Below are 12,525 nucleotides of genomic sequence, written 5' to 3'. Positions count from 1 at the left end.
GTAAGGCGGGGTGACTCGCCTTTTTTTCTTAGCTAATTTTTTATTCAATTTAGGAGTGCAGGGAATGGCATTTCTGCCTTTAAAGCCTATTCCAATCAAAGATCGTAACTCGATGATTTTTATCGGTATGGGGCGTATTGATGTGCGCGATGGCGCATTTGCTGTGATTGATGAAGTAAACGGTGAGCGGATGCTGATCCCGGTGGGCTCTGTGGTGTGTATTATGCTGGAGCCGGGTACGCGGGTGAGCCATGCTGCGGTGAAGCTGGCTGCGACCACGGGTACTTTGCTTATCTGGGTGGGCGAAGCGGGCGTACGGCTTTATTCGGCGGGTCAGCCAGGCGGTGCGCGTGCCGATAAGCTGCTGTATCAGGCCAAGCTGGCGCTGGATGAAAACCTGCGGCTCAAGGTCGTGCGCAAAATGTTTGAGCTACGCTTTGGCGAACCGGCACCGGAGCGGCGTTCGGTTGATCAGCTGCGGGGCATTGAAGGCTCGCGTGTGCGCAAAACCTATGAACTGCTTGCCAAACAGTATCAGGTCAGCTGGCAAGGCCGGCGCTACGACCCTAAAGACTGGGCGAAGGGTGACGTGATCAATCAGTGTATCAGCGCCGCTACGTCTTGCCTGTATGGCGTTACCGAAGCCGCTGTTTTGGCCGCTGGCTATGCGCCTGCCATTGGTTTTTTGCATACAGGCAAACCATTGTCGTTTGTGTATGATATTGCAGACATTATCAAGTTCGATACCGTGGTGCCTGTGGCGTTTAAAATAGCCAAACGGCGGCCACAATCCCCCGATAGGGAAGTGCGAATTGCCTGTCGTGAAGCGTTTCGCAAAGACAAGGTATTACCACGCCTTATTCCGCTGATTGAAGAAGTATTGGCCGCAGGGGAAGTAACACCGCCCGAGCCTTACGCCGATGCACAACCACCTGCTATCCCGGAGCCTGAATCCATTGGCGACGAAGGCCATCGCAGCGGAGGCCCACTATGAGTATGTGCATGGTTGTGACGGAGGCAGTACCACCAAGATTAAGAGGCCGCTTGGCAGTATGGCTGCTGGAGATCCGCGCCGGTGTGTATGTTGGCGATGTGAGCAAGCGTATTCGCGAAATGATCTGGTTTCAGGTCCGTGAGCTAGCGGAAGACGGCAATGCGGTTATGGCCTGGGCAACCAACACCGAATCGGGTTTTGATTTTATTACCTATGGTGAAAATGCTCGAATGCCCGTCGATTTTCAGGGTCTGAGATTGGTGAAGTATACACCCAGAGCAGACGACAATCAGGGAGCTGATTAGCGAATTATTCCTGTCATTTTATCTGTGATTTATTGCTCTTTAACAAGTTGGATATTGAGATTCAAAGCTTCAAAAAATAGATATGCTTGTACCCAATATTTTCGGTAGATTTTGAAGCGTATTTTTTCTTTATTAAAAACAAGTATATAATTTTAGAGTGTTCCCCGTACGCACGGGGCTGAACCGCCTGCTGCTGGTTAGGCGTCAGCCCCGTGCAAGTGTTCCCCGTACGCACGGGGCTGAACCGAGCAATATAAAAGTTTGCCCGCAGGTATGAGCGTGTTCCCCGTACGCACGGGGCTGAACCGTTGTTTCTGTTCGACTTTTTGCTTAGTCAAGGGTGTTCCCCGTACGCACGGGGCTGAACCGCCCACCGGGTGGTCTGCGTCAAAAAAATTCTGTGTGTTCCCCGTACGCACGGGGCTGAACCGATGACGAGTATGGCACCTATATGCCGCTCTATGTGTTCCCCGTACGCACGGGGCTGAACCGAGCTGGTTTTCTTGTTCAGGCGTCATACCATTCGTGTTCCCCGTACGCACGGGGCTGAACCAGATAGGCTTGCCGCTCCAGACTTTTATTATGTTCGTGTTCCCCGTACGCACGGGGCTGAACCGTAAACCTGTATGTATATGTTGTTTAGGTTGTGGTGTTCCCCGTACGCACGGGGCTGAACCGGTCAACAACACCAGTTACCGCAAAATTAACCGGTGTTCCCCGTACGCACGGGGCTGAACCGCACTCCTGAGCAAACAGTACAAGCCCTGCGTTGTGTTCCCCGTACGCACGGGGCTGAACCGTGTGTGGCGCCCGCTAATGTGGTTATGCCGCTGTGTTCCCCGTACGCACGGGGCTGAACCGGTGGTGAGATTGTTGGTAACGTCCGGTTCGCTGTGTTCCCCGTACGCACGGGGCTGAACCGATTTCTTCTCTATGTACGGGCCTATCTTTAGGGTGTTCCCCGTACGCACGGGGCTGAACCGTAGATGGCGTTGACGGTGAGCAAAAGCCGACTGTGTTCCCCGTACGCACGGGGCTGAACCGGCTTTTTGAGTAGCGTCATTCCAGCGCTGATTGTGTTCCCCGTACGCACGGGGCTGAACCGTCAATTTGCCATGTGCTCTTACCTGAGCCGCCCGTGTTCCCCGTACGCACGGGGCTGAACCGGACGGCGATGTGTCATATAAAATGTTCCATTAGTGTTCCCCGTACGCACGGGGCTGAACCGTTTAGATTTCACCTTGCTATTGAGGTGCAACAGTGTTCCCCGTACGCACGGGGCTGAACCGCTTGAGACCCTACTCAAACATGGCGGCTTTACCGTGTTCCCCGTACGCACGGGGCTGAACCGAGTGGGGAGTTATCCTTAACGTCCAAAAATACGTGTTCCCCGTACGCACGGGGCTGAACCGGGTACGGCGGGCGCGGTTCGTCGCGCGCTTACGTGTTCCCCGTACGCACGGGGCTGAACCGCGAAATGGCGAATTGTGCTGGTGATAGCAGGCGTGTTCCCCGTACGCACGGGGCTGAACCGTCACTTGGCGTCACCGCAAAGGAAATTAACGAGTGTTCCCCGTACGCACGGGGCTGAACCGGTAAATGTCTGCCGTACCGGGTCCGCGCGGCCGTGTTCCCCGTACGCACGGGGCTGAACCGTTTGCAGTAAAAGAAGTGGGCAAGGTGTTGAAGTGTTCCCCGTACGCACGGGGCTGAACCGGACGCAATGCGGTAATGATGGCCCTGATAAAACGTGTTCCCCGTACGCACGGGGCTGAACCGCAGTGTGAATGCCCTCAGCCTCAATCATGGATGTGTTCCCCGTACGCACGGGGCTGAACCGCTCACAGATGCGCTTTAGGATGCCGCGCCGATGTGTTCCCCGTACGCACGGGGCTGAACCGTGGAAACGGTTTCCGTTTTTTCTCCGTCAAAAGTGTTCCCCGTACGCACGGGGCTGAACCGCCCTCTACCATTACGGTAAGAGGGCTCAATATGTGTTCCCCGTACGCACGGGGCTGAACCGGATTTTGCTGTAGCTATCGGCCAGGGTGGTGTGTGTTCCCCGTACGCACGGGGCTGAACCGCCTTACAAACATTCTTAGGGACTCAGTTGCAGGTGTTCCCCGTACGCACGGGGCTGAACCGCCGTCGGATACCTGACCAAAAGCGATCAGGGAGTGTTCCCCGTACGCACGGGGCTGAACCGTAACTGATGTCGGCCCAGTTATTAAACAGTTCGTGTTCCCCGTACGCACGGGGCTGAACCGCAGGGAGAGCCGCATGATTAAATTTGACGGGCGTGTTCCCCGTACGCACGGGGCTGAACCGCGGGGTGGCAACACTATTCATGTGTTTGAGCGGTGTTCCCCGTACGCACGGGGCTGAACCGGAGTTTTGAAAGCGGTGCATGACTTTGGGTTAGTGTTCCCCGTACGCACGGGGCTGAACCGTTTGTAGGCTGCTTATTCACTCCAGCTTTTACCGTGTTCCCCGTACGCACGGGGCTGAACCGGGTTCAGAGGTGTGCAATCTGCTATCACATCGGTGTTCCCCGTACGCACGGGGCTGAACCGGGGCGAGTAGCGATGAGCGAACATTGTCGGCCGTGTTCCCCGTACGCACGGGGCTGAACCGCTGATGCACTGTCATCCATTAAATTGAATGGCGTGTTCCCCGTACGCACGGGGCTGAACCTCAGCTAGTTTGAACGTAAACGCCAAATGATCGGTGTTCCCCGTACGCACGGGGCTGAACCGAGGCTATTGCCAAGTATACTCCGCTGCTTGAGGTGTTCCCCGTACGCACGGGGCTGAACCGTCATTAAGACCCGTGGTCACACTACAACGAAAGTGTTCCCCGTACGCACGGGGCTGAACCGCGCCTGTCAGAGCAGTTCGAATCTGGCCTTAGGTGTTCCCCGTACGCACGGGGCTGAACCGGAAACAGCAATGCGCACAAAAACAACTCAACTGTGTTCCCCTACGCACGGGGCTGAACCGGACGCCTGATATGCAGCCATTTTCTAAACCGGGTGTTCCCCGTACGCACGGGGCTGAACCGGATAGAGCAACGCCAGGGTTGCCGTTTTGGATGTGTTCCCCGTACGCACGGGGCTGAACCGGCTTTGGACTCACCCGTCATGATGGGGAGCCAGTGTTCCCCGTACGCACGGGGCTGAACCGCAGTTTATCGGACCTGGCAATGATGAGATTACGTGTTCCCCGTACGCACGGGGCTGAACCGGAGAGGCTGAACGATGCAGCCGTGGATATCACGTGTTCCCCGTACGCACGGGGCTGAACCGTATTTAACCCCTTCGCCTTCTCTGGCAACAACGTGTTCCCCGTACGCACGGGGCTGAACCGCTCAGAACTTTATTGAGGCTGCTGGTCAGGCGGTGTTCCCCGTACGCACGGGGCTGAACCGTGTTTGGACAGGTCAGGTGACAGGTTATTAATGTGTTCCCCGTACGCACGGGGCTGAACCTATTGATGCTGCACGCGAAACTGCTCGACGTCAGTGTTCCCCGTACGCACGGGGCTGAACCGTGAATGCGTCGCTTTTGATTCAAAGAGACGGTGTGTTCCCCGTACGCACGGGGCTGAACCGTCATACCGGCCTTAACCGCCGATTCTTCGGCTGTGTTCCCCGTACGCACGGGGCTGAACCGTACTCTTTCGTTTTTATGCGCCGATACGCATCGTGTTCCCCGTACGCACGGGGCTGAACCGGCCGCGCCCTGACGGATTTGGTCAAAATCCAGGTGTTCCCCGTACGAACGGGGCTGAACCGCCGCCACCGAGCACCAAAAATTAAAAAACAAAGTGTTCCCCGTACGCACGGGGCTGAACCGGTGACATTGATATCACAGTGTTAGGGATGGGCGTGTTCCCCGTACGCACGGGGCTGAACCGTTGCTCACTGGCGTTGGAGTTGCTTCCGTAATCGTGTTCCCCGTACGCACGGGGCTGAACCGATATCTCTCGGGTATGCGCTGTCGGGTATTTTGTGTTCCCCGTACGCACGGGGCTGAACCTTTATCGGGGTCGGGCAATGCTCATGATACCGCGTGTTCCCCGTACGCACGGGGCTGAACCGATAATGGAGTGGCTTTAATACGCGGAAGCGTAGTGTTCCCCGTACGCACGGGGCTGAACCGCTGATGATCCTAACCAGTTTTTAAGAAACTCTGTGTTCCCCGTACGCACGGGGCTGAACCGCTGGTTTGTGTGAAAAGCCACGTTGTTATACGGTGTTCCCCGTACGCACGGGGCTGAACCGGCCTATGACTTTCAGCAAGCTGAGGCCAAGCAGTGTTCCCCGTACGCACGGGGCTGAACCGAGTGACTGGTTCTGGGTGACACAGTGTCACTAGTGTTCCCGTACGGACGGGGCTAAACCGTCTGAACTTGTCGCTCACTTTGCAGACTTTGGCGAGCTGCGAATCGAAATTGATGTGAACCCAGTGCGCAACTTTTTCACATTGCGAGTTATCCGACGGGTAAATCTTTTCGACAACAACCCCACTATTTGAATGGTCAACGGGGTATTCACCCCGTTTTAAGCTGTTTTTTTAAAGTGATGCCAGGAGACAAGATTTTGTAACTTCAGCGTGAATAGGGCTCTTATCAAATTCAACCCAAGCCTGCCACCCAGTAAAGAACAAAACGAGTAACGCATAACAAATCGGAAAAATGTAATAGGGCAAAATAACTTTTGTGAAACTTCGCTTCACTGATAACTGTTCCAGCTTTTGGCCCATTGTGTTTAACATTTGGCAGTGCTCAATTTTCAATTGATTTATTTGTTGTTTGCAACTCTCTATGTCATTTTTATGTGTTTCAAAAATTTCAACGTTTTGCTCTGCGCACCCTTTAACTAATTCCATAATCTGTTTAATGTCCTTAAAAGAGTCGTACATATTTTTTAGGTCCTGTGCTGTATGACTTACTCTTTTAAGCTCATCCCAAGCATGCCGGAAGTCCCGTGCCCTGGGGGTCATCTCCAGAGACACCATTTCTTCTAAACGAGTCAAATAACGCTCGTGCCTTTTAGACTCACTTGCAAAATCTACCAGGCATACCCCACTGAGCTTAGTTTCTAGGGACTGGACAGTTGTTTTCAGTTTTTCTATTCCATCTTTCATCGAGTCATCCAAAAGTTGGCTCGTACCCGGTATGTAAGATTTCTTATTTATCAACTGTTCACAATGAGATTTAAAATCCCCCTCGGGAACAAACTTATTTCCACCTAGTGAGCAGTTAAACTTATCTAACCTGGAATCGGGTTTCGCCTCACTACAGTCTATAGTTGTAACCTCTTCAACCGGTTTTTCTTTAAGCCCAAATTTCTCGCACCAGCTGTCATATGACTCACTGAGCTTTAAATAATACATAAAAATCTGATAGACGATTGGAGGCACCATTAACAATGACAAATAAACAGCGGGAATATTCTCAGACAATTTAATGCCTAGAAAAGATTGAACCTCTATCCCTTGCCAGCTTAAGAGTGAAAAAATAACTGCAATCGATACGAAGCTAAGTAACTGTAGCTTATGCTTACCACAATCCTCTGAAATGAAGTGCTCTTTAGCTTCCATAAGAAACAACTGGATTTCATCAGTTGAATCCTCTTTTCCTTTTTTTTTGAACCCTGACCCAAAAAACATGAAAACCTCCTTTTTTAACCCAGGTTAAAATACATTCCGCCAGCCAAATCAGATACTGACGCCATCAATCACGTAATGGTGTCAGTAATGCTCAATCAACACAACCGCGTACAACAGCAACCCGGGCGCACCCGCCCTATTAATGGGGCATTATTGGCGGTTTTGACCTCTCAACCTACAGGGCCAATTGGCATGGCCGTGTGCAAAATCTCTGACATTGAGATTAACGACCTGGGCGTGAGCCCGCGTGTGCAGGTGATGCCGGACGGATTTTTTAGATCCTCAGTAGATGGTCGCCCCAGTGACACCGAGCACGGTGCCTGGTTAATGGATGAGATTGCCTGGACGATGCTCAAACATCACCTAGATAACCGCACCAACGACCTGCATTTTGACTACGAGCACCAGACCATTTTTACCGAGCAAAACGGCCAGCCTGCTCCGGCCTCTGGCTGGGTGTTGCCCAGCGCGTTTGAGTATGTGCCAGGTCAGGGCGTATTTGCGCTCAATGTGAAATGGACACCCAGAGCGTCCGCCGCACTGCGCGGTGATGAATACCGTTATATCAGCCCGGTATTTGATTACGGGCCAGACGGCCGACCCATACGATTCAGACATTTTGCCCTCACGAACGACCCCGCCATTGACGGCATGGAGAACGTGGTGGCACTCAAAACCGAAAACACTCCAGGAGACAAACCCATGAATGAAGCATTGCAATTGCTCGCGTTGCTCGGTGTGACCGTGGCCGACGGCCAGGAACCGACTGTCGAGCAGTACACTACGGCAACCACGGCACTCAAAGCGCTGCAAGAAAAAGCGAAAAAAACGGACGAGCTGACCACCGTGTTCCCCGTAAGCACGGGGCTGAACCGATACTTGGAGTTGCCTGATGTTTAATTGGGATGTGTTCCCCGTACGCACGGGGCAAAACCACAGTATGGTATGCGGATAAACAGGCTTGTGTTCCACGCATAGCTACCTCCATGCTTTGCTCTCATTTATTTTCATATTCTTAATCGGCCTTGGCCTGAGAAACCGATTCAGAATTTAACTTATATTCTGGAACTACACATTCTTGAACCAAACAAACCTCGCAACAGCGGGGTTTTTTATGTTTAAGCAAAGGAGGCCAGATCGCTTTCACCTTCTTTTTTGTAACATTTTTTCTGTCTGATTTTATCAAGTTATTGATATTAAATAAAAAAGATATTGAAGAGTGTGAATGTGTACATGCCGAAACATCTTTGGCTTGTGTATTTTGCGCTGCTGGGTGATATTTTTGCCCGCTAACACACAATAATAAGAGGGAAACGCATGAAAAAAACAGCATTAGTGATTGCTATGACAGCTGCATTGGCAGCTGCATTGGCAGCTCTGAGCGGGTGCTCATCACAAGGTGAACGCGGTACTCAGGTAGCAGCCTCGCAGAAGGTGCAGGCGCTTAAATCGGGTATTGAGCAAAGCCATTTTGATACGAGTGTCAGGCCACAGGATGACTTTTTCCAGTATGTAAATGGTAGCTGGCTGGCGAGTACAGATATTCCGGCGGATAAGGCATCCTGGGGGAGTTTCGACCGTTTGCGGTTTGAGTCGGATGAGGCGGTAAAAACGCTGATCCACGAAGCGCAGCAACAGTCGGGTAAAGCAGGCAGTAGCGAGCAGAAAATCGGTGATTTGTACACCAGCTTTATGAATGAACAGGCGCTTGAACAGCTTGGGTACAAACCGTTGCAACCGCTGCTGGCAGACATTGCTGCGATTGATACGTACGATCAACTGAGTACGCTGATGGGTAAACTGCAAAGGCATCAGATTACAACGCCTTTGGGCGTATTTGTGATACCCGATGGCAAAGATGCACGTTTCAATGCCTTGTATGCGGCGCAAGATGGCATAGGTATGCCAGACAAAGACTATTACAGTAAAGATGATGATAAATCGGTGCAGCTAAGGGCCGACTATCAGAACATGGTGGTGACCATGTTGCGTCTGATTGGTGAGCCAAACCCCGAAGCGCAGGCCAGGGCTGTGCTTGCGGTTGAAACTAAGCTGGCTGATATCATGTGGAGCCGCACCAAAAGCCGCGAAATCAGCCTGATCTACAACCCCCATGGCACTGCTGAGTTTGATGTAAAACTGGGTAAACTTAACTGGGATAACGTATCTGCCGGGCTGGGCCTGCCGGCGCAAGATAAAATCATTGTTATGCAGCCAAGCTACTTCGAAGAATTGGGCACATTATTCGACCAAATCTCCCTGGCGGATTGGCAAACCTATCTGAAGTTTCATACAGTCAACAGTTTTGCAGAGTTGCTGAGTGCGCCCTTTGCCGATGCCCGGTTTGCTTTTTACAGCGAGGCATTGCGAGGCGTGACTGAGCAGCAGCCAAGGTGGCAACGTGGTGTGGTTATGACCAATGCAATGTTGGGCGAAGAAGTCGGCAAGCTGTATGTGGCCAGACACTTTTCGCCTGCGGCAAAGGCCCGCATGGAGACTCTGGTACAGAACCTGATTGCAGCGTACCGAATGAGTATCGATAACCTGGACTGGATGACTGACGAAACCAAAGCTGCGGCGCAGGATAAGCTCACCAAAGTCAGTTATAAAATAGGTTACCCCGATCACTGGCGTTCCTACGATTTTGAGATCAAAGCTGACGATCTGGTTGGCAATGTGATCCGCGCCAGAGGGCATGAGACAGACTTCCATCTGAGTCAGGTTGGCCAGCCTGTTGATCAGACAAAGTGGGAAATGACACCGCAAACAGTGAATGCCTACTATCACCCGCTGAAGAATGAAATTGTATTTCCTGCCGCGATATTGCAGCCGCCGTTTTTTGATATGAGCGTGGATGATGCTGTGAATTACGGCGCCATAGGTGCAGTGATAGGGCATGAACTGGGACACGGGTTTGATGATCAGGGCGCGCAGTTTGATGGTGATGGTAATATACGTAATTGGTGGCAGGATGCCGATCTGAACCAGTTTAAGCAGCGCACCGACGCACTGGTTGCACAGTACGATAGCTATAAACCGTTTGCAGATGCCGCAGTAAATGGTCGCATGACATTGGGTGAGAACATTGGTGATTTAGGTGGCCTGACTGTAGCGTACAAAGCTTACTTGCTGTCACTATCGGGCAAGGACAGAGAAATCATTGACGGCTATACGCCAGAGCAACGCTTTTTTATTGGCTTTGCGCAAAGCTGGAGAACCAAAAAGCGTGAAGCGGCGGCGCGTCAGCGTTTGATCACGGATGTACACTCTCCGGCGCAGTATCGGGCCAATGGTCCTTTATCTAACTTTACGCCTTTCTACGAGGCATTTGCTGTGAAAGAAGGTGATAAACTTTACCGCCCACAAAGCGAACGCGTTAAGATCTGGTAGCACATCACTTCAAAGCAACCGCAGGCAATCTGTCTGCGGTTTTTGTTTCAGGGGGCCTGATTTCACATTGTAACTCCCCCATAAACTGCAACAGTTCTTGAGTAGAATACCCATAAAGACGAAAGTGAATTTAAAATTGCGCTAACAGTATCTGTTGCAAGCGTGACACCTTTTATATCAATATCTAAAACGGAGCGCGAAGCGGGTATCAAAAAGCTATATGGTGACAACCCTCCGGAAGATTACGGTCTCTAAAGCTACGCTCACGCAGGTGTATCATTTATCTTTATACTTTTGATAGGTTTTGGTCTAAGAAACAGATTGAGAATTCGATTTCTCAGGCCAGGAGTTTTTATTCCATACTATATCAATAAAGGTATTGTGTACTTCATAGACATTGCGAGGTGTACTTATGGAAAAGGATTTACAACAAGAACAAGCAAGCCAATCTGAAGAAGTTACAAAGCTCGAAGGGGATGATGCAATCCTCTTATGGTTGAAAGGTAAAGATGTGTGGAATAACTGGGCAGAAGAAAACCCTGGGGCCGAGGTTAACTTTGAGAAAATGGATTTTCACCCTGATAGCCTAAAAGAGCGCCTATCATCGAATTGTGAACTAGTACTAAAGAAACTTGGAGATGCAGCAGATAATTGTTGTATAGACTTTCGAGGGTACAGGTTTCCAGGGCGGGTAAGCTTTAGAGGGACAAGGTTTCTCGCACACGCTGAATTCGCGCATTCGGTGTTTTCTGAGGAAGCCGATTTTGGAGAGGCGACGTTTTATGGTGATACGAGCTTTATAGAAGCAGAGTTTCGGTCAATTGTGCGCTTTGAGTTCGCTAACTTCGAAAGTTTCACAAGTTTCACTGACGCTAAATTCCGTGGGCTCACGAAGTTCTTTGGAGCAGCATTTAGAAGTAGTACGAATTTTCTCAAAGTGGAATTCAGCGAATTCGTTGGAATGCAATTATTGACTTTTAATGAACGTGTGAATTTTGATTATGTGATTTTCAATAAGGGGGTTTCCTTTACCTGTGCTAGATTTACTAGACACGTAAGTTTTAGTTATTCGGAGTTTTGTGATAGTACTGATTTTTCGGGCAACGAATTTTGCTTTTCTGCAACTTTTGACAGGGTCGTGTTTCATAAAGCATTGATTTTTTCAGCGAAGACGCTATCAGCTGGTCGGTGTAGTTTTGAAGAAGCAATATTCAAAGGGGTGGCATCTTTTACAGTGCATGAAATAGGTGGATTTACAAGTTTTAAAAATGCGACATTTGAATCGACGTTTGATTTTGATCTTGAATCACCGAGGCAACCGGAATCAGCTCACATACTATCTTTTGAAGGCGCCGAATTTTTCAAGGGACTTACATTATCCGGTATATTCCCATCTGTTCCTGACTTAAGAAAAACAAAGATGACCCATCATGTAGGCTTCAATAATTTGTCAGTAACTCTGAGGCGTGAGCCTATCAGAATCAAGGGTTTTAAGGTTTATGGAATTGAAAGAGCTAATGATACAGATGACTCCGAACGTTTATGCCGCCTGAAAGAACTCGCTGAGTCAAGCAAGGACTATAGAAGGGCGTTGCTGTATAACGCGTATGAAAATAGAGCTAAGAGGTGGGGTCAGCTCAGCTTTAGACAGTCTTTGCTGGATATGCTTTATTCGTTTTCTAGTAACTATGGCCAGAGTATATCTCGACCATTTATGCTCTTGCTATTCTCAATAGTTTTGTTCACTTTGTTTAATATTAGCCATATAGAGAAAAACAATGAATACGTTGAGGCAGCTCTAACTGTATCAATCGCTACAGTTACACCATTTGTTTCTATATCTAAAAGAGCAAGAGAAAGAGCGGTTGCGAAACTATACGGGGATAGCCCTCCAATGCGCTATGACCTCTATAGCTATATCCATGCATTTATGTCTTTTATCTTTATATTTTTGATAGGCCTTGGCCTGAGAAACCGGTTTAGAATTTGATTACACATTCTGGAACTAAACAAACCTCGCAATCGCGGGGTTTTTTAATGTCTAAGTAAAAGTAACAATATGATTATAAATGTAATACAGGCGCATTATGCCAGAAGCTGTGTTTGTGGTGGTCAAGTTATTTTCGGTTTCTGTCGGCATAAACAAAAACAGGGCGCTACTTCAC

General features: G+C 50.0%; 6 protein-coding genes and 2 CRISPR repeat arrays. Of the genes, 5 read left to right on the top strand and 1 reads right to left on the bottom strand.

Annotation, left to right across the window (positions count from 1 at the left end):
- Positions 1 to 64 precede the first annotated feature (64 nt).
- Together cas1e and cas2e are read left to right on the top strand one after the other, a co-directional pair.
- Complete coding sequence (gene cas1e / locus ACXAH1_RS16700; RefSeq protein WP_475198219.1) at positions 65 to 994, top strand: type I-E CRISPR-associated endonuclease Cas1e; 930 nt, start codon at positions 65 to 67, stop codon at positions 992 to 994.
- Positions 991 to 1,299 (top strand): type I-E CRISPR-associated endoribonuclease Cas2e, encoded by a 309-nt coding sequence (cas2e, locus tag ACXAH1_RS16695; RefSeq protein ID WP_475198217.1) that lies wholly within the window; start codon positions 991 to 993, stop codon positions 1,297 to 1,299. The genes cas1e and cas2e overlap by 4 nt, the downstream gene beginning before the upstream one ends.
- A 157-nt stretch (positions 1,300 to 1,456) precedes the next feature.
- A CRISPR array of direct repeats spans positions 1,457 to 4,238; the repeat unit is 29 nt; unit sequence GTGTTCCCCGTACGCACGGGGCTGAACCG.
- Positions 4,239 to 4,329: 91 nt separating this feature from the next.
- Positions 4,330 to 5,641: a CRISPR direct-repeat array (repeat unit 29 nt; unit sequence GTGTTCCCCGTACGCACGGGGCTGAACCG).
- A gap of 231 nt (positions 5,642 to 5,872) precedes the next feature.
- Here the strand turns inward: cas2e and ACXAH1_RS16690 are convergent.
- Complete coding sequence (locus tag ACXAH1_RS16690) at positions 5,873 to 6,970, bottom strand: hypothetical protein (RefSeq protein WP_475198216.1); 1,098 nt, start codon at positions 6,968 to 6,970, stop codon at positions 5,873 to 5,875.
- A gap of 87 nt (positions 6,971 to 7,057) precedes the next feature.
- On the opposite strand from ACXAH1_RS16690, the gene ACXAH1_RS16685 reads away from it, so the two are divergent.
- The 3 genes from ACXAH1_RS16685 to ACXAH1_RS16675 all read left to right on the top strand — a co-directional run bounded on the left by ACXAH1_RS16685 (position 7,058) and on the right by ACXAH1_RS16675 (position 12,350).
- Entirely contained in the window at positions 7,058 to 7,870 is an 813-nt protein-coding gene (locus ACXAH1_RS16685; RefSeq protein WP_475198214.1) for a phage protease, read from the top strand.
- A gap of 417 nt (positions 7,871 to 8,287) precedes the next feature.
- Positions 8,288 to 10,360, top strand: coding sequence for a M13 family metallopeptidase (locus ACXAH1_RS16680; protein ID WP_475198212.1), 2,073 nt, complete (start codon positions 8,288 to 8,290; stop codon positions 10,358 to 10,360).
- 412 nt (positions 10,361 to 10,772) lie between these two features.
- Positions 10,773 to 12,350 (top strand): pentapeptide repeat-containing protein, encoded by a 1,578-nt coding sequence (locus ACXAH1_RS16675; RefSeq protein ID WP_475198211.1) that lies wholly within the window; start codon positions 10,773 to 10,775, stop codon positions 12,348 to 12,350.
- Positions 12,351 to 12,525: the final 175 nt, after the last annotated feature.

Source organism: Pseudoalteromonas sp. AWH4_217 (assembly GCF_056161105.1).
Note: the sequence above shows the minus strand (reverse complement) of the source record. Positions and strands in the feature narration are given on the sequence as shown.

Bases quoted from the DNA above. Each gene is read 5' to 3' on its own strand.
- cas2e (WP_475198217.1), top strand. From the start codon at position 991: ATGAGTATGTGCATGGTTGTGACGGAGGCAGTACCACCAAGATTAAGA.
- cas1e (WP_475198219.1), top strand. From the start codon at position 65: ATGGCATTTCTGCCTTTAAAGCCTATTCCAATCAAAGATCGTAACTCG.
- ACXAH1_RS16680 (WP_475198212.1), top strand. From the start codon at position 8,288: ATGAAAAAAACAGCATTAGTGATTGCTATGACAGCTGCATTGGCAGCT.
- ACXAH1_RS16690 (WP_475198216.1), bottom strand. From the start codon at position 6,970: ATGTTTTTTGGGTCAGGGTTCAAAAAAAAAGGAAAAGAGGATTCAACT.
- ACXAH1_RS16675 (WP_475198211.1), top strand. From the start codon at position 10,773: ATGGAAAAGGATTTACAACAAGAACAAGCAAGCCAATCTGAAGAAGTT.
- ACXAH1_RS16685 (WP_475198214.1), top strand. From the start codon at position 7,058: ATGCTCAATCAACACAACCGCGTACAACAGCAACCCGGGCGCACCCGC.